14 protein-coding genes and 1 tRNA gene are annotated in these 17,496 nt (G+C 64.6%); 6 read left to right on the plus strand and 9 right to left on the minus strand.

The window, feature by feature from the left end; genetic code table 11:
• Positions 1–52: 52 nt before the first annotated feature.
• Both glk and otsA read right to left on the minus strand, forming a co-directional pair.
• A complete protein-coding gene (glk, locus tag ODR01_RS17180; protein WP_316978923.1) occupies positions 53–1,003 on the minus strand; it encodes a glucokinase in 951 nt (316 codons plus the stop codon).
• Entirely contained in the window at positions 1,000–2,379 is a 1,380-nt protein-coding gene (gene otsA, locus ODR01_RS17185) for an alpha,alpha-trehalose-phosphate synthase (UDP-forming) (protein WP_316978924.1), read from the minus strand. The genes glk and otsA overlap by 4 nt, the downstream gene beginning before the upstream one ends.
• Positions 2,380–2,792: 413 nt before the next feature.
• Between otsA and ODR01_RS17190 the strand changes: the two genes are divergently transcribed.
• Positions 2,793–3,011 (plus strand): hypothetical protein, encoded by a 219-nt coding sequence (locus ODR01_RS17190; protein WP_316978925.1) that lies wholly within the window; start codon positions 2,793–2,795, stop codon positions 3,009–3,011.
• Between the two features lie 25 nt (positions 3,012–3,036).
• Here the strand turns inward: ODR01_RS17190 and ODR01_RS17195 are convergent, their stop codons facing one another.
• On the minus strand, positions 3,037–4,002 hold the full coding sequence (locus ODR01_RS17195; protein WP_316978926.1) for a transglycosylase SLT domain-containing protein: 966 nt from the start codon (positions 4,000–4,002) through the stop codon (positions 3,037–3,039).
• A 261-nt stretch (positions 4,003–4,263) separates the two neighbouring features.
• Complete coding sequence (locus tag ODR01_RS17200; RefSeq protein ID WP_316978927.1) at positions 4,264–4,848, minus strand: GNAT family N-acetyltransferase; 585 nt, start codon at positions 4,846–4,848, stop codon at positions 4,264–4,266.
• 114 nt (positions 4,849–4,962) lie between these two features.
• Between ODR01_RS17200 and ODR01_RS17205 the strand changes: the two genes are divergently transcribed.
• A tRNA-Val gene (locus ODR01_RS17205) sits at positions 4,963–5,037 on the plus strand.
• Between the two features lie 103 nt (positions 5,038–5,140).
• Here ODR01_RS17205 and ODR01_RS17210 read toward each other — a convergent pair.
• Positions 5,141–6,004 (minus strand): tyrosine-type recombinase/integrase, encoded by an 864-nt coding sequence (locus ODR01_RS17210; RefSeq protein WP_316978928.1) that lies wholly within the window; start codon positions 6,002–6,004, stop codon positions 5,141–5,143.
• Positions 6,005–7,099: 1,095 nt separating this feature from the next.
• Here ODR01_RS17210 and ODR01_RS17215 point away from each other — a divergent pair.
• The gene (locus tag ODR01_RS17215) at positions 7,100–7,456 is read left to right on the plus strand and encodes a hypothetical protein (protein WP_316978929.1); all 357 of its coding nucleotides are present in this window, start codon (positions 7,100–7,102) and stop codon (positions 7,454–7,456) included.
• A gap of 357 nt (positions 7,457–7,813) precedes the next feature.
• Here the strand turns inward: ODR01_RS17215 and ODR01_RS17220 are convergent, their stop codons facing one another.
• The 3 genes from ODR01_RS17220 to ODR01_RS17230 are packed head-to-tail and all read right to left on the minus strand — an operon-like array spanning position 7,814 to position 12,917.
• Positions 7,814–10,903, minus strand: coding sequence for an efflux RND transporter permease subunit (locus ODR01_RS17220; RefSeq protein ID WP_316978930.1), 3,090 nt, complete (start codon positions 10,901–10,903; stop codon positions 7,814–7,816).
• Positions 10,904–10,918: 15 nt separating this feature from the next.
• Entirely contained in the window at positions 10,919–12,076 is a 1,158-nt protein-coding gene (locus ODR01_RS17225) for an efflux RND transporter periplasmic adaptor subunit (protein ID WP_316978931.1), read from the minus strand.
• A 19-nt stretch (positions 12,077–12,095) separates the two neighbouring features.
• Positions 12,096–12,917 (minus strand): MipA/OmpV family protein, encoded by an 822-nt coding sequence (locus tag ODR01_RS17230; protein ID WP_316978932.1) that lies wholly within the window; start codon positions 12,915–12,917, stop codon positions 12,096–12,098.
• Between the two features lie 174 nt (positions 12,918–13,091).
• Between ODR01_RS17230 and ODR01_RS17235 the strand changes: the two genes are divergently transcribed.
• Both ODR01_RS17235 and ODR01_RS17240 read left to right on the plus strand, forming a co-directional pair.
• The gene (locus ODR01_RS17235) at positions 13,092–13,841 is read left to right on the plus strand and encodes a response regulator (RefSeq protein WP_316978933.1); all 750 of its coding nucleotides are present in this window, start codon (positions 13,092–13,094) and stop codon (positions 13,839–13,841) included.
• Positions 13,838–15,259, plus strand: coding sequence for a sensor histidine kinase (locus ODR01_RS17240; RefSeq protein ID WP_316978934.1), 1,422 nt, complete (start codon positions 13,838–13,840; stop codon positions 15,257–15,259). The genes ODR01_RS17235 and ODR01_RS17240 overlap by 4 nt, the downstream gene beginning before the upstream one ends.
• A gap of 337 nt (positions 15,260–15,596) precedes the next feature.
• On the opposite strand, the gene ODR01_RS17245 is transcribed toward ODR01_RS17240, so the two are convergent.
• Positions 15,597–16,367 (minus strand): U32 family peptidase, encoded by a 771-nt coding sequence (locus ODR01_RS17245; RefSeq protein ID WP_316979029.1) that lies wholly within the window; start codon positions 16,365–16,367, stop codon positions 15,597–15,599.
• Positions 16,368–16,443: 76 nt separating this feature from the next.
• On the opposite strand from ODR01_RS17245, the gene ODR01_RS17250 reads away from it, so the two are divergent.
• Entirely contained in the window at positions 16,444–17,265 is an 822-nt protein-coding gene (locus ODR01_RS17250) for a class I SAM-dependent methyltransferase (protein WP_316978935.1), read from the plus strand.
• The last annotated feature ends 231 nt before the right edge of the window (positions 17,266–17,496 follow it).

The following is a 17,496-nucleotide window of genomic DNA, read 5'->3' on the forward strand; positions in this document are numbered from 1 at the left end:
CGGGATAGCACGATTTTCCGCGCCTCGCCACCCCACAAGCGGGGGTGCGGCCTTATACCGCGTGGGCGAGGCCGAGCAGGGCCGGCGTCGGGTGGGTGACGAGATAGGTAGGGATCGCCGCCAGATAGTCGGTGAAGCGGCCCATGTCGACGAAGCGGCGGCGGAAGGCGGCGCCGTCGAAGGCGGTGCCCAGGTGGCGGACCACGCCGCCGCCGACGAAGACGCCGCCCTGCGCGCAAAAGACCAGGGCCATGCCGCCGGCGAACCCCCCCAGCATGGCCGAGAACAGCCGCACCGCTTCGCTGCATTGCGGGCAGTCGCCGCGGCCGCCGCGCTCGGTGACGTCGGCCGGCGTCGTCTCCGGGTTGGCGGGGACGCCGTCCAGCTCGCACAGCGCCTGGTAAAGATTGACCAGGCCCGGCCCCGACAGCACGCGCTCGGCCGAAACGTGACCGAAGCGCCGGCGCAGAATGGCCAGGATCGCCGCCTCGTGGTCGTCGCGCACGGCCAACGGCGCGTGCCCGCCCTCCGAGGCGACGGGGGCCCAGCTTGCCCCGTGCGGACTCAGCGCGCCGACCCCCAGGCCGGTACCGGGCGCCACCGCCGCCATCGCCGCGCCGGGGATCGCCTGGCCGTCGCCGATGGCGGCCCGCTGGGTGTCGTCGAGGTGCGGCAGGGCCAGGGCCAGGGCCACCATGTCGTTGACCACGTTGAGGGAATCGAGGCCGAGGCGGCGGCGGGTTTCCTCGATCGAGAACGACCACGCCGAGTTGGTCAGTTCCACCCTGTCGCCGGAAACCGCCGACGCCACCCCAAAGGCGGCGCGCCGGGGGGGTGCCGGGGGGCGCACCTGGGCCAGATAGGCTTCGGCCGCTGCCGCCGGGTCGGCGTAGTCGCGGCAGGCCAGCACGCGCAAATCGCCGACGCCGCCATCCTTGCCGACCAGGGCGAAACGGGCGTTGGTGCCGCCGATGTCGGCAACCAGGGCGGTCGGGGCGGTCATTCGTAGGGAGCCTGGCCGAGGGCTTCGAGGAAGCTCTCGCGCCACCGGGTGAGGGTGTTGACCCGAAGCGTCTCGATCATGGCTTTCCAGCGCTCCTTGCGTTCCTCCAGCGGCATGGTCATGGCCCGGCGGATGGCATCGGCGACGCCGTCCAGATCGAACGGGTTGACGATCAGCGCCTCGGGCAGTTCGCGTGCCGCCCCGGCGAAGCGCGACAGCACCAGCACGCCGGGATCGTCCGAGTCCTGGGCGGCGACGTATTCCTTGGCCACCAGGTTCATGCCGTCGCGCAGGGGGGTGATCAGGCCGATTCGGCTGCCGCGATAGAATTCCACCAGTTGATCGCGCTTGAAGCTACGGTTCAGGTAGTTGATGGGGACCCAGTCGAAGTCGGCGAACCGGCCGTTGAGTTGCCCGATTTCGGCCGCCAGTTCGTGCTGGATGTCCATGTATTCCGGGACCTCGGTCCGCGACAGCGGGGCAATCTGCACCAGCGTCACCTTGCCGTGGTAGTCGGGATAGCGTTCCAGGAAACGCTCGAAGGCGCGCAACCGCTCCACCAGCCCCTTGCTGTAGTCCAGGCGGTCGACCCCGATCAGCCACGTGCGGTCGCTGGGCAGGTTGTGCAGAAGGGCGGCCTTTTTCGTCTTGGCCGAACGGGCGCCCAGCTTTTCGAAGTCCTCGGTGTCGATGCCGATGGGGAAGATCTCCACCCGCAGCGTGCGGCCGAAGGCCCGGATCAGGTGGTTGCCCATGATGCCGCCCTCGGCCTCGTGAACGATGTAGTCGAGGAAGGCGCGCAGGTCGTTCTCGGTATGGAAGCCGACCAGGTCATAGGCGCACAGCGCCTGGACGATGGCCCGATGCGACGGCAGCGCGGTCAGGATCTCCATGGCCGGAAAGGGGGTGTGCAGGAAGAATCCCATGGGGCGGTCGATGCCAGCCTGGCGAAGCTCCTGGCCCAGGGGAATCAGGTGATAGTCGTGGACCCAGATCAGGTCGTCGGGCTTGAGGAGCGGAAGCAGATGGCCGACGAACAGCTTGTTGACTTCGAGATAGCTGGAATAGTTCTGCTTGCTGAAGGCGGTGAGGTCGAGCCGGTAGTGGAACAGCGGCCACAGGGCGCGATTGGCGAACCCGTTGTAGTATTCGGCGTAGTGCTTGCGCGACAGGTCGATGGTGGCGTAGGTGACCTTCCTGTCCTGCCGGATCACCGGCTCGGGGTCGGGACGCGTCGCCACCTTGCCGCTCCACCCGAACCACACGCCGCCTTTCTGCTGGAGGGCATCTTGCAGGGCCACGGCCAAGCCGCCGGCTTGAGCCTTTCGGTCGGTTGCCACGCTGACCCGGTTCGACACCACGACAAGACGGCCCAAAACGCCACTCCTCTGCCCGCTGTTTGTTTCTTGGCCGAACGGTCAAGCCAGAAAGAACCCCTCCCGTCCCGGGCGTCGGCGTTCACGCCCAACCACCCGCCGACCGCGGGATTGTATCGTAACCGACACCCCCCCAACAGAAATCGAGTATATCACGTTCCCGGAAATCGGAAAAACCACCCCCCGGGGTTTTTCCCGCTGGCGTTGTGACCGCCGGCGGGCTCCGGCGGAACCGTGAACGGCCGGTTTGGGAGGGCGGCGTTCTCGGCTATACTTCGGATTGGGCGCAAGGGGCGGCCGTCGTTGCCGGCGCCATCGGTTGGGGTTGCGAATTGCGGTGGTGCTTGGCCGCGAGGAGAGGCATAATCCGCGCCCCTTGTCGCCGGGTAGCCCAAGGAGGTACGGGGGTTGCGATGAAAACCTACGAGATTGCCATCTACAATCAGGAGGTCCGCAAGCTGGTCGCCGAGGGACGCCGGCATCGCAATCTCTCCGACGCCTGGGCCGACACCCACTACATCGAAATCAAGGCGAACTCCCCGCAGGAGGCGCGGGCCAAGTTGGCCAGCCGCTATCCGGCCGAGAACGGCTACGTCATCGAGGAAGTCCTTACCGAAAAATTTGCCGATTGACCACAGGCCGGCCGCGGTCGTCCTTTCACGAGGCGTCGTCGGGTTCGGGGTTGGACAGCCGCCAGCGGCGCAGCTGGTCGTGCCGGCGGTTGGCGAAGCTTTCGACGTGCGCTTCCGGCGGCACCAACAACTCGCGCTGGCGCGCGGCGGCGGCCTGGGCCCGGCGCATGAGGGCGACGTGGCGGGTCGGCAGCGACGACGCCTGGGCTTCCCGCCAGGCGTCGAGATCCTGGCGCCGGCGGGTGGTGGCGTCGGCGGTCCGCTCGTCGGCGCGGGCCATGCGCAGGCGGGCGTTGAGTTCGGCGGTGCGGGTCATGTCGATGGAAACCAGGGCGCGGGCCGGAGGCTGGCCGGCCTCGGCCGGGGCCGCCTTGGCCACCTGGGTCCGTTCGGCCGGTCCCTTGCCCGGGGCTTCGGCGGGGGCGTTGCGGCGGGTCCGGTTCCACAGCTCCACCACCTTCTGCTTGTAGGCGTCGCTCAGGTTGGGCGTCGACGAATGATAGTAGGCGGCGGCCTGGGTCCACGAGCCGGTGGAGGCATGGAGGTCTTTCAGGAACTCGCCGGCGTAGGCGACGTTGGCCGAAGGGTCGAGGGCTTCGGTCAGGTTGGCGAAGGCTTTGCCGTGATGGTAGAGGTTGATCTGCATGCAGCCGACGTCGATGTTGGTGATGCCCTGGGCCGTCAGCCGCCTGACCTCGGCCACCGCTTCCGCCTTGGTCGGAAAATAACGCCCGCGGCCCTGGGCCATCACTGTCCACGGCCAGGCAAAACTTGCCCGGGCATCGTCGTCCCAGCGCCCCGTCTCAGCCAGCGCGATGGCGCCCAGCAGATGTTGGGGAATGCCCATCGCCTGCTCTACCGCCCGCGTCTCGCGAAGGCAGATTTCCCGTGTCTTGTCAATGGATTGCGCCGGCGCGGCGATGGCCGCGAGGGGGGCCGCCGACCACAGGGCCAGCCCGGCGATGACGATGCGTAGGGGGTATCCGATCAAGCCCGCTTCTCCTTTGCCCGCTGCTGACGACGCAAGCGGCGTGCCAAGCCGAAAGCGGGCGGGAGAGGGGGGTTAAAAAAACTGACTAAAAAATTTGGTTTCTTCTATTGCAAACAAATTGCAACGTCCCCAGATAGGGTTTGCAGCGTGTGGGGAACGGTCATTCGAGCGTTTTTCCATGTGCTGCCTTTCTTGGACGTTTCCTCCCAAAACTCGGGCCGCGGTTTTCCGCGGCCCAAATTTTTTGTGAGGCTCGGCGTCTCAGCCCGGGGCGGCGGGTAGCGTGTCGTCGCCGGGGCCGAGCGGCCGGCGCATGTAGACCGAATCCACCCAGCGGCCGAACTTGAAGGCGATCGAGGCCAGCCGCCCAGCCATCTCGAAGCCCAGCTTGGCGTGCAGCCCGATGGAGGCGGCGTTGGCCGAATCGCCGATCACCGCCACCATCTGGCGATAGCCCAGTTCCGAGCAGCGGGCGATCAGTTCGGCCAACAGCGCGCTGCCGACGCCGCGCCCGACGGCGGCGGGCGCCACGTAGACCGAATCCTCCAGACTGAAACGATAGGCCACGCGGTCGCGGAAGGGCGAAGCATAGGCATAGCCCAGCACGCCACCGCCGGGAACGTCCTCGGCCACCAGGTAGGGCAGGCCGCGGCCGATCACTTTTTGCCGGCGGGCCGCCATCTCGGCGACGGCGGGCGGCATCTCCTCGAAGGAGGCCAGGCCGGTCAGCACATGGTGGGCATAGATGGCCTGGATGGCGGCCATGTCGGCGGCATCGGCCGGGCGGATGCGAAGCGCCGCCTGGGCGACGCCGGCGGCCGGGGGCAGGGGGTGTTCGTCGCGCATGACGCCGTTTTAATCTTCCGGCGCGAAACCGGCAAGCGGGGCTTGCCAATCTCCCCCGAACCGGTTTAAAACGCCTCTTCCCCACGGCCGGCCCTATTGCCGGCTGCCCGGGAAGGGCGCATAGCTCAGCGGGAGAGCACTACGTTGACATCGTAGGGGTCGCTGGTTCAATCCCAGCTGCGCCCACCATCGAAACCCCCAGGGAAACCTGGGGGTTTCGCCATTTCAAGGCCTACTAAAATTCCCAAATCTATTCATCAATCGAACGCAACTCACACGCACGGCACCTGGGTTAGTGGTTGATCAATGAGCGGGACGTCAATGCATCCAACTCGGTGACGTAAGAATCGATCGCCGTAACCGCCTGACCGAGATAGCTGGGATCGTACTTGGCGTAGATCTCCGTCGTACGGTATCCGGCGCTCCGATGGCCCAGCATACCCGCAACTTCCCATGGAGGCACGCCACGTTTGCGCAGTTCGGTCGCCATGGTGTGGCGGATGGTGTAGGGCGTTACCGTCGAATCGAGGCCCGCTTCCTTGCGCGCCGCGACAAAGGCGGTCTTGATGCTGGCGATCGGTTTGCCGTGGTAGGCGATGATCTGTTCGCCTTTGGTCTGCGCCAGCCAGGGCTGCAAGACTCCGGCCATGGGAAGGGAAGGCCGGTACTTCTTGGTCTGCCGCCGTCCCGGCTGGTTGAGATTGATCAGCCGGTTCTCGAAGTCGATCTGCTGGCGCTTCAGCTCCAACAGGGCGGCGGGACGGGCCAGGGTGGAGAACGCCAGAATGAGGAACAGAAACAGGTGTTCCGTCTTGCAGGCGTCGAACAGGGCGGCACTTTCCTCCGGGCTCAGGCGGCGGTCCCTGGGCTGGCCGCTCGGCAGCAAGGGGATGTAGGGCACCCGGAGGACATCCTGGCGTTTGAAGGCGCGATTGAGGGCGGCCTTGCCCGTCGACAGGGTGCGGCTGATGTAGCCGTCCGACAGGCCCTTCTCCCGCATCGATTGGATGAAGGCCTCGATGCGTGCGGGTGTCAATTCGCTGATCAGCAGGCCGGGAAAGAAGTCCGACCAGCCGCGCAGGGCGATTTCCGCCTGGACGCGGCTGGGAATGTGTTTCGCATGGCCCTCGTAATAGCGCACCAGGACGGTTTCCAAGGGGACCTCTTCCGGCTGTTCATGACGAAGCGTCTGATTGCGCGTCACCCATTCGGCGAGTCGGACTTGGGCTTCCGAAAAGTCTGTTGTGCCAAGAGATGCGCGGCGTGTCTGTCGATCATGGTGATCGAACCAGGTTCGGCACCAGGCCGGGCTGTTGCCTCTCTGCGAAAGCCAATAGCGGCCGATTTGTCCGGGATGTTGGGGTTGTTTCTTCTGCATGGCTGGACCTCGTGGCGGTTGAAGTAATCCAAGGCGTGTTCGGCGGTGTAGAAGACGCGGAAACCGATGCGGAGATATCCAAGGTTTCCGCGATAGCGTTCCCGGCGCACCGTATCGACGGAAACGCCGAGGTAGTCGGCGAACTCCCGTTCCGAAAACAGTTTCGGGAGTTCGGGGGGGGGGCGTTGTCACGATCATCTGGTTGTTTCCCGAATTTCTCATGAATAGGCATATGAACGGCCCAAGCATACTTCTCTCGATGTAAGTGAATAGTGGGATCGCTTATGCTAAAGCCGATAGTTGTAAGCATATGAAAGCAATTGACGAAAGCAATACGGAAAATACGTCCGGCCATCGTGGGGTCATGCCATGGTGTGGAATCAATACATTTAGCGTATTGATTTATAACGATAATTATTGACGTAAAAGGCATTCTATTTTGGCCAGGCGCGGGATGCGCTGATTGGCCATTGGTGGTATCACTTTCATTGCTCTCATACGTTGAGCATTTGAAAAATGCGAATAAGACCTTCGGAAACATCCGGACAGCGCGGTGACATCACCGCTCCTATCCTGCCACTCAACGACGCAAGAAAGTCGCGGACAAGACCGATAAATTTCAGGAAACTCTGCATAATAATCAGGAAAATAAATATACGCCTGAAAATGCTGATAATTTTGAATCCTGGCACGCAATGTTTGGAAAGTTTTCTTGATGTTTCCAGTTTTCCACAAAAAGTTGTGACTTGAGTGTCCGCATGTTTCCGGAAACATGCATACATGATTGAAAAACAAAGATATTTTTAGCCTGACAAAAAGCCGGGCGGCGATGTAGACTCTTTGGGTCTGAATCGGATTGGAGAGGAGATTCCCGTGGCAGGGAAGTGGGGACAGGGGCGAATCGAGGTTGCCTCGCTGCGCGAGGAAATCGAGGACCGGCTGAGCGAGGGATGCACGGTGCGTCAGCTGTACCTGAGCCTGCGGCGGGCCGGGCAACTGACGATCTCGCTCAGCACCTTCAGCGCCCGCGTGACCCACATCGCCGATGAACTGTCGCCCCTGCGGCGCAGCTACGACGCACCCGAGCCGGAACGCCACGCTCCCGATCGCCGGAGCGGCATCCACGACAAGGGACGGGAGACCCCAAAGACGGCTGCCGACAAAAGCCTGACCCAAATGCCCCGCTTCGTCTATGACCCGACGCAGCCGGTGGTTTTTACAGAGGGGTAGGCCAATTCGAAAATGCCCAAGGTCGAAGCGGCCGGGCAATTGAATCTGTCGCCATGGCGGTGGCGACAATATCGGCTACGGGCGAAAACCTGTCCTTAGGTCCGCTTGAGGTGATAACGCTGATGTGCCGGGAGTGGTAACTCACGCTTCCGTTCTGGTGCGACCGAAGGGGGCCGATTCCGGAAAGTCTCCTGTCCCACGCGGAGTTAGTGTAAGCAGACACTGCTGACGGGAGCAGCTTCGGCTGGATTTGACCCGGAGCAGACGAACTCCGGCTGGACGTTAGAGCTCCGTAGTGCGATCCATCCGCTCGTGTACACCTTGATGTCCGCTACTCCGACGGATGGGCCTGGCACCTTACACCGACGGCTGCCTCGCCGGGCGTCCGGCCCCGAAGCGCTCTCTGGCCCATTGCACGCCATCGTCCACGTAGCTGTAGGCGACCGGAATGACCAGCAGACTGAGGAGCGTCGACGTGATCAGGCCGCCGATCACGACGATGGCCATTGGCGCGCGGAAGCTCGGGTCGCCGCCAAAGCCAAGGGCGGTCGGCAGCATGCCGGCGCCCATGGCGATGGTCGTCATCACGATGGGCCGAGCCCGTTTGCGGCAAGCGTCGAGGATGGCGGCCATGCGGCGGGCGCCGTGATCCCGACGCGCGATGATGACGTAGTCGACCAGCAGGATCGAGTTCTTCGTCGCCACCCCCATCAGCATGACCAGTCCAATCATCGAGGAGATCGACAGTGTCGAACCTGTCAGGAACAGGGCCAGGACGGCACCGGGCAGCGACAGCACGAGAGCGGTCAGAATCGTCGCCGGCTGCGCGAAGTCCTTGAGCAGCAGCACCAGACCCATGTAGATGCACACGACGCCGATCAGCATGGCCATGCCGAACCCGGTGGCCAGTTCTCCCAGTTCCTCCGCGTCGCCGAGCGTGCCCTGCACGATGCCAGGCGGCAGTTGCCTCACGCTCGGCAGCGCCATGACGGCCTGTTCGATCTCGCCGAGGGGGCGGTCGTTGAGTTGGACTTCAAGGTTGATGTTGCGCATGCGGTCGAGACGCGTGATCTGCGACGGTCCGCTGCCGATTTCCAGCGTGGCGACGTTCTCCAGGGCCACCGGCCCGCGCGCGCCGGGTACCGGGAGGCGCTTCAGCGTCTCGAAATCCTTGCGCGCGGCATCGGTCAACCGCACCATGACCGGCACCTGCCGCTCGCCCAGGTTCAGCTTGGCAAGGTCCTGCTCGTAGTCGCCGATCGTGGCGACCCGCAGCGTTTCGGCGATCGTCGCGGACGTGACACCCAAGTCCGCGGCGCGCGCGAAATCGGGCTTGACCATCAACTCGGGCCGTACGAGGCCGGCGGAGGATGTGACGGCGCCAATGCCCGGGATGGCGCGGAGCTCGCGCTCGACTTGAAGCGCATGCTCCTCGAGTATCCGGCTGTTTTCGCCGGCAAGAACGAGGACATAGTTCTCGCTCGACCCATCCATGCCAACCTTGACCCGGACGCCCGGCAGGATCGCCAGTGATTCACGAAGGTTCCGCTCGATCTCCTGTTTGCGCAGGCCCCCGCGTTCCGTGCGGGGCGTCAAGTTCAGCGTAAGGACCGCCGTTCGCACGTCCGAGCCGGACATGGCCGCCGATTCGGACGGATCGCCGTCAGTGCTTCCGCCGCCGATCACGGTATGGACCAGGTGCACGTGCCTGTCCTGTTCGAGCACCGCGCGGGCGCGCTCGGCCAGCGCGACCGTGTCACGCAGTTCGCTGCCCGGCGGAAGGGTAAGCGTCACCTGCGTGATTGCATCGTCATCCGGCGGAATGAAGGTGGCGGGCAACATGGGTGCGAGCGCCAGGCCGCCGGCCAGCAGGGTTGCCGCGACGACCGTGGTGGCGGCGCGATGGCGCAGGCACCAGCGCACCCAACCCAGGTAGTGGCGAATCCAGCCCGGCTCGTGTGCCGCGCGCCCCGATGGGGTGCGCAGCAGGTAGGCCGCCATCACGGGGGTCAACAGGCGGGCGACAACAAGGGAGAAGAATACCGCGCCGGCCGCCGTCCAACCGAACTGAACGAGAAACCTGCCGACCGTGCCGCTCAGAAATGCCGTCGGCAGGAACACGGCGATAAGCGCGAACGTGGTCGCGACGACCGCCAGTCCGATTTCGGTGGTGGCGTCCATGGAAGCCTTGATGGGCGTCTTGCCCATCAGCAGATGGCGCTCGATGTTCTCGATCTCGACGATGGCGTCGTCGACCAGGGCGCCGACCACCAGCGACAACGAAAGCAATGTGACCATGTTGAGCGTGAACCCCATCCAATGCATGAACACGAAGGTTGGGATCACCGACAGCGGCAACGCGACCGCGGCGACAACGGTCGCCCGCCAGTCGCGCAGGAACAGGAAGACGACCAGCACCGCGAGCGCGGCGCCCTCGTAGAGAAGGGTCATGGACCCGGCATAGTTCTCGGCCACCGGGTCAACGAAGTTGAACACTTCCCTGACCGTGGTTTCCGGATGCCTGGCCATCAACGAGACAAGGGCGTCGCGCACGCCGTCGGCGACGTCGATCTCTCCGTAGCCTCTCGCCCGCAGGATTTCGAACCCGACAACCCGCACGCCATCGAGGAAGGCCGCCGAGCGGGGCTCGGCAACCGTGTCGCTTACCGCCGCGACCTGGTCGAGGCGGATGCGGCGTCCGTCGCCGAGCGCAAGCTCGATGGCTCCGATTTCCTCGGCGGTCTGGACCGTCGCGATCGTGCGTACCGACTGCTCGGCGTCGCCGAAGTTGACGCGGCCGCCCGGCGCTTCCTGTTGGACCTGCCGCAACTGGCGCGAGATGTCCGCGGCCGTCGTGTGCAACGCAAGCAGACTGTCGGGGTCGAGATCCACGCGCACTTCGCGGCTGACGCCGCCGACGCGGGTGACGGCGCCGACGCCCGGAACAGCCAGCAGGGCCTTGCCGACCTCGTTGTCGACGAACCAGGACAGGGCCTCGTCATCCATGCGCGTTGACGCGATGGAGTAGATCAGGATCGGCGAGTCCGCGATCTCGACCTTGTTGATCACCGGATCGCGCAGATTGGCGGGGAGGTCGGCCCGTACGCGGGCGACCGCCGCGCGCACATCGTCCAGCGCCTCCTGACTCTGCTTTTCGAGCCGGAACTCGACCGTGATGTTGGCCTCGCCATCCGTCAGGACGCTCTTGATGTGCTTGATGCCCTGGATCGCCGCGAGGGAGTTTTCGATCTTGCGCGCGACTTCGGTTTCCATCTGGGAGGGCGAGGCTCCGGACAGCGAGGCCGTCACCGTGACCGTGGGCACATCGATGTCTGGAAAATTCTGGATCTTCATGACCGAGAAGGCCAACAGCCCCCCAAAGGTCGTGAGGACGAACAACAGGATGACCGCGATCGGGTTGCGGATCGCCCACGCGGAGATATTCATGTTCATAGCGGTCCCTTAACGCCGGCCAGGCGTTCTTGCGTCGGCGGTGAGCCCGGCGGGCCGCGAAGTCTCTCGATCCTCGACCACGCGCACGAGGTCGCCATCGCCGAGGAAGGCCGCCGCCGAGGCGACGACGCGATGTGCCGCCTCGAGGCCGCCGAGGATCTCCACGCGATCACCCGAGCGGCGGCCCGTCATCACCTTGGACCGGATGACCCGGGAATCCGGCCCCATGCGCATCACGTAGCTGAAGCCCTCGCGCACCTGCACCGCGCTTTGCGGCAGCGTCATCACCTGATCCGCACCAAGATCGAACTCGCCTCTCGCGAACATCCCGGCTCGCACGGTGTCGCTTGGCGGTATATCCACATAGGCCAGACCGTTGCGGGTCTGGGTGTCGATCACAGGCGAGAGGACTCGCAGCCGGCCCTCGATGGCATCTCCTCCGACCGGTGTGATCGTGACCTTCTGTCCGGGTTCGAGCCTGATCATGTCCGTGGCGGCGACCTCGGCCCGCCATTCGAGCCTGCCGCCCCGGAAGAGCCGGAACATCTCCTGGCCGATCGGGACCACGCCGCCGACGGTTGCCGCGCGTGCGGAGATGACGCCATCATCCGGGGCCAAGATTTGGGTCTGCGCGAGACGAAGTTGCTGCATTCTCTCCACCGCCCTGGCGGCATCCAGCCTCGCCCGCGCCGTGCGTTCCGCGGTGACGTTCTGTTGGATCTGCCGCGCCGACATCGCGCCGCTGTCTTGCAATCCACGGGCGCGCTTGGCATTGGCGGCGGCTTCGGAAAGCGTCGCGTCGGCTTCGGCGACCGCCGCGCGGCTTTGCGCCAGTTCAGCCTCGACAGTGTCGGCGGCGAAGGTCGCCAGCGTTTGGCCGCGGCGCACTCTGTCCCCGACGTCGACATTGACTTCGATCAGGCGCAGGTTGTTGGCCTCGGAGCCGATGATGGTCTCCTGCCAGGCCACGATGTCGCCGTTGCCGTAAACCCGGATCGGGAATGTCGCGGGTTGCAGTCCGGTAACGGCTACGGTCAGGGAAGACTGCCCCGCGGCCGGCGGCCCAACCTCCTGCCGAGGCTGATTGGCCGCCGCCATCGTGAAGATGGCGAGGCCGGCGAGTGCGACGGTTGTGGCTGCGAGAGTAAGTTTGAGCGAAGTTTTCATCGTGCTCCGAAGTTCCCGCCTAGAACTTGTAGCTGACCATAAGGCCGGTGCTGAACTGGTCGGCGGAACCGCGGTCCTCGACCAGCGGGCTGTCGGCGGCGTCGCCCAGCAAGCGCTCGTAGCCCAGGCGGGCGGTGACGCCCCAGTCTTCCGTCAGGTTGTAATCGAGGTTGACGGTGATGCCGGCGTTCTTGAAGCCGCCTTCCGGCCGGAATTGCCGCATGCCGCTGCGCGCCGACTGCGCGGCCGTGACGCCGAAAAAGGTCTCTGTGTAGTTGTCATCCGCCCAGGTGGTGGAGATTTCCGTGCGCAGCATCAGCTTCGGCCCAAGCGACATCTTGTGGCCGGCCTCGAGTTTCGCCGTCAGTCCGTCATGACTGTCGCTGACGTCGCGGAACAGGGTGAGGCCGGTCGACCAGGGTCCGATGTCATAGGTGATGAAGGCGCCGAGTTCCACGGCGCCGTCGATATCGCCCATGCCGCGCAGATCGTCGTTGTCGCCGTCGTCGCGACCGAACTCGTAGCGGACCACCGGCCCGATCTGCAGCTTGTCGCCCGGGGTGGGGCCCTGGAAGGTCAGGGCATTGACGCCCAGCATCGGGCCGCGCAGGAAGACCTGGTCGCGGTAGTTCACCATCAGGAAGGGCAAAGGCGAGACCTCGTAGTCATCGCTGCCCTCGTAATCCGGCTGGTACATCGCCATGGCGCCCAGCCGGATGTCCCAGTCGCCTTCTTTCGGCGGCTGCCCCGGCTGTTCAGCCGCGGCGACGGATGACAGCGCGGACAGCGCCACGACGGCAAGCAGGGGACGCGATACCGGAGGAAGGATCGTATATTTCATCGGGGGAAGGTCCATTTTCTGAAATCCGTGGGAAGGATGGGATGGCGTCATCCTACCCGCCAAGGCCATCCGGCGAGTTTCGGCTCCGTGTCGATTTGTTTCAGAATGTTGCTGGGCCGGCGCGGCGGCGGGCCAAGATGCTATATTGGCAACAGCCGAAACCCGGAGACAGATGTGACCGCCGTTCCCGCCAGCCACGTCCTGATCGTCGACGACGACCACCGTATCCGCGCCATGCTGGCGCGCTTCCTCACCGATCATGGGCTCAAGGTCAGTCAGGCCGGCGACGGCCAGGCGATGTTCGCATTGTGCGAGACCGCGCGCATCGACGTGATCGTGCTGGACATCATGATGCCGGGCGAGGACGGCCTGTCGCTTTGCCGCCGCATGCGGGCGCAGAGCAGCGTACCGATCATCCTCCTGACCGCCATGGGCGGCGACACCGACCGGATTATCGGATTGGAGATCGGCGCCGACGACTACGTGGTCAAGCCGTTCAATCCGCGCGAGCTGCTGGCGCGCATCCGCGCCGTTACCCGCAGGCTGGGCGCCGCCAGCATCAACGAACGTCCGGTCGCGACCATCTATGCATTCGGCGGCTGGCAGCTCAATTCCAGCCGGCGCACGCTGACCTCGCCGGCCGGCGCGCTCACCGACTTGACCAGCGGCGAATTCAACCTGCTGTTGGCCTTCCTGGAACATCCGCAGCACGTGCTGACGCGTGACCATCTCCTGGACCTGGCGCATGGCCGCATGAGCGAATCCTACGACCGCAGCATCGACGTCCAGATCAGCCGGCTGCGCCGCAAGATCGAGGCCGATCCGCAGGACCCGGCCTTCATCAAGACCATTCGCAACGAGGGCTATTTCTTCGCGGGTACGGTCACCCGGCTGCAGGACGCTTTCGTAAGGAGGCAGGCGTGAAAATTCCGCTTTGGTCACGCCTGCGCTTGGCGCCCCGCATCGCCCTTGTGGTCGTCGGCAGCCTGCTGGCCGTCGAACTCGTCGACGAGGCGATGCCGCTGGTGATCCGCCCGCAACCCATCGCCTTCTTCCAGCGCGACTGGCTGGTCGACACCGTGCGCGACATCCGCGACCGCAGCATCGCCGTGCCGAAGGCCGAGCGGCCGGCCCTGCTGGAAAGCCTGCCGGCGCGGCGCTGGCTGGACGTGACGCAATTGAACGCGCGACCGGATTTCCCCGATACCATGCACGCGGGGGCCTTCGGCGAACTGAGCCTGCAAATCGCCGCCGCCCTCGGCTTGACGCCGGAAGACGTTATGTTGATGGCCAGCGAACTGGACGATCCGGGGCGGTCGGTGCGTTCGCTCGTCATCGTCCTGCCGGAACTGCCGGCGGTGATGATGGTCGATGATATCGACGACCAGCGCAGCAACATGCTGAGCAGCGATCTGCGCGTCGGCTTCCGCATCGGTCACGAGGAATGGCTGGTCGTGGCGCCCAAGAGCGATGGCAAGGAAACCGCGCGCATGATCCGCAACGTGGTGTTGCCGCTCTCCGCGGTTCTGGTGATTGCCCTGTTCTCGATCTGGGTCGCGCGCGGCGTGATCAGGCCGCTGGACGATTTGGCGGCCGCGGCGGAAAAACTTGGCCGCAACCGCGAGCTCAGCCTGGTCGGCGAGTTCGATGCGCCAGAGCTGCGGGCGATCAGCGAAAGCTTCAACGCCATGCAGCGGCGTCTGAAACAATTCGTCGACGAGCGCCTGCAAATGATCGCGGCGATCAGCCATGACCTGCGCACACCGCTCACCCGGCTCCGGCTGTTCGCCGAGTATGTGCCCAACCGGGACCAGCGGCGCCAGCTGCTCTCCGACCTCAGCGACATGGAGACGATGGTGAGCGGGACGCTGACCTTCGCCAGCAACCAGCTGGAGGAGGAGACGCCCAGCGCCTTCGATCTTGGCTCGCTGCTGATCAGCCTGTGCGACACCGCCGCCGACGCGGGCTGTGGCGTCGTTTATGACGGCCCCGATCATGCCGGCCTGACCTGCCGGCCGGTGGCGATGCGCCGCGCCTTCGCCAACCTGATCGACAACGGCTGCAAGTACGCCAACACGGTGCAGGTGGCGCTTCGCGACTCGCTCGAAGCCATCATCGTTACCATCGCCGATGACGGGCCTGGCATCCCGGCGGCGCAGCGCGAGGATGCCTTCCGACCCTTCAAGCGGCTGGAAGCCTCGCGCAACCGCGAGACCGGCGGCACCGGCCTCGGCCTGACGATTGCGCGCGACGTGATCTTAGCCCATCGCGGCCATATCTGGCTGGATGACGCCCCAACCGGCGGCCTGCTGGTGACGGTGACGCTGCCGAAGGCGGTTTAAGTCCATCAGGGGGCGGTCGCAGTCGGAAAGCTGCGATATGCCCTAGGTGCCGCCGATATCGTTCACGCGAGCCGCGGATGGCCTGCGCCTCAAGGAATCCTCCAATTCGATCGTTCAGGCTCGAATGACTGCTCCTGGCACACAGCAGCGCATCTATTCAGATCAATGTCCGCTGTCGGGAACTTGCGTCAACCTTCGGATCGACCGACATGAGGCGCTAAGCCGCCATCCGGAGTGGACGTAGCCAACGTCGCCTTAGATCATGAGTGGCCGATAATAGATTATGGCCGTGCGGCTGCTCTCGTACCAAGCTGATATCCGGCCCCGCGCAAGCACATCAGCCCGAAATTCCCTGGCCCATAGCAGAACGCTTTATCGCCCGCCGCTTCTTGGCCGGCGCTTCTGCATTGGGCAGGTCTGCCAAGCCAGTCAGCGCCACGTCGGGGCGGTCGGGGAACTTGGCGATCAGTTCCAGGCGGCCGCCCAGGGCGGCGACATAGCCGCGCAGGGTCGACAGCATCAGGTCCGAACGCTGCTCCAGCCGGGACACGCTGTCCTGGCCGATGTCGAGCATTTCGGCCAGCCGGGCCTGCGTCAGGTCGCGGGCCTTGCGGAGGTCGCGTAGAGTCATCTCCTCGGCGATCAGCTCTGCGGCGCGCGCCTCGACCTTGCGGCGTCGCTTCGCCGGCAGGCGGTCCATCATGGTCTTCAGGTCAGTCGCCATCACCGTGTTCCCTTCTTCCGCAAGCCGCCCAGGTAGTTCGCGTAAGCGCCGGAGAGCGTGGTGGTCCATGGTCGCGACCGGCAGGCCATCCGGATCCTCGCCGCACACATACTGGCAGCTGTCCTTGTGGAGCTTATAGGCACGGGCGTGCGGGCAGCGGGCGGAGATGGCGAGCGGCAGACGGCCGAAAACCTGCACCTCGATCTCCGCCGACCTGGAAGCCGCCAACTCCCTTATGGCCTTCAGCGGGAGTTCGGGTGGAAGGCGCGCCCGGATGGCACCCAGGCCGGCCAGATAGCCCAACGTTCCCTCATCATAGACGTTGACCAGCGGGCCAAGTGTGAAGGGCCGTTCCGCCGGCAGGCCGTCGGATGCGGTTCGAATGAGGAATAAACCGCTTGCGTTCGTATGATGATTTAACTATTCGTCATACGACTTGTTAACTTGAGCGAACCGAAAAATGCCGAACATCGAAGAAATCTCTGTTTCCGACGACGGTCCTGCGTCGGAAAAGGAAGGGTTGTACCTAAAAACGCGGATCTCGGCCCTGTGGGGAGCCCGCTCCGTTACCTACGACAACGCCTTTGGCCATGGTTTTTGCGACGAGACGCACCGAACCCTTTGGCGTTCGGCGCTGGAGAGCAATGCCAGACCTCGCGAAGGGCTGCGTGTCTTGGACGTCGGGTGCGGTACCGGTTTCCTCTCCCTGCTCCTTGCCGATCTGGGATGCACGGTGACGGGGGTCGACCTTGCCCCGGACATGCTGGCCCGGGCCCGTGCCAAGGCCGAGGCGGCACGGCTAAGCATTACCTTTCGGGACGGCGACGCAGAAAGCCCTCCATTCGGCCCGGAAACGTTCGATCTGATCGTTTGCCGCCATGTGGTGTGGACCTTGCCCGATCCCGAGGCCGCATTTCGCAATTGGCATCGGATTCTGGTTCCCGGGGGGCGTGTGATGCCGGTCGAGGGGACCTGGACGCCTCGTACCCTCTGGGAGCACCTGTGCGTCGGATTGGCCAATGTTATGGAGCGTCTGGTCCCGACGCCGAACTACGATCCCGGCTGGCAGGTCCACTATCCGGGGAATTCGACCAATCTTCCCTTCTTCGGAGGTCCCCGCGCCAAGATTCTTGCCGCCGCCCTCGAGCGTGCCGGCTATGAAATCCTGTGCGTCGACCGCCTGGAGGACGTCGTCGCTCATGAACGGGCCCACGCCCCGCTCGGACGCAAGCCGTACTTCTGGCCGGGCCGCCGCTACATCGTGGTCGGGCAAAAGAGGTAAGACCGGTGAGGGCCGGGTTTCTTTGTCGGGGGACCGTTAGTGCGCCCCGAAGGAGGGCTCTCCGGTAACGCGAGGATGTTATTTCTCCTGACCGGCGGAGCCGTTGCGAAAGAGGGCGGTTTGCGAAGACGAGGACCTCTGTCGTCGTTCAGGCTTAAGCATCAAAAATAAGTATGACGAATTTAAAAAAATACGATGAGGTTCGTCCTTAATTGTCCCCCATCCATCAAA

The sequence above is a fragment of the Shumkonia mesophila genome, assembly GCF_026163695.1.
Taxonomy (GTDB): Bacteria; Pseudomonadota; Alphaproteobacteria; order Rhodospirillales; family Shumkoniaceae; genus Shumkonia; species Shumkonia mesophila.

What these genes read in the sequence shown, in the direction of transcription:
- ODR01_RS17230 (WP_316978932.1), bottom strand. Translation starts at nt 12,917, where the DNA reads ATGAAATATACGATCCTTCCTCCGGTATCGCGTCCCCTGCTTGCCGTC.
- glk (WP_316978923.1), bottom strand. Translation starts at nt 1,003, where the DNA reads ATGACCGCCCCGACCGCCCTGGTTGCCGACATCGGCGGCACCAACGCC.
- ODR01_RS17200 (WP_316978927.1), bottom strand. Translation starts at nt 4,848, where the DNA reads ATGCGCGACGAACACCCCCTGCCCCCGGCCGCCGGCGTCGCCCAGGCG.
- ODR01_RS17220 (WP_316978930.1), bottom strand. Translation starts at nt 10,903, where the DNA reads ATGAATATCTCCGCGTGGGCGATCCGCAACCCGATCGCGGTCATCCTG.
- ODR01_RS17190 (WP_316978925.1), top strand. Translation starts at nt 2,793, where the DNA reads ATGAAAACCTACGAGATTGCCATCTACAATCAGGAGGTCCGCAAGCTG.
- ODR01_RS17250 (WP_316978935.1), top strand. Translation starts at nt 16,444, where the DNA reads ATGCCGAACATCGAAGAAATCTCTGTTTCCGACGACGGTCCTGCGTCG.
- ODR01_RS17225 (WP_316978931.1), bottom strand. Translation starts at nt 12,076, where the DNA reads ATGAAAACTTCGCTCAAACTTACTCTCGCAGCCACAACCGTCGCACTC.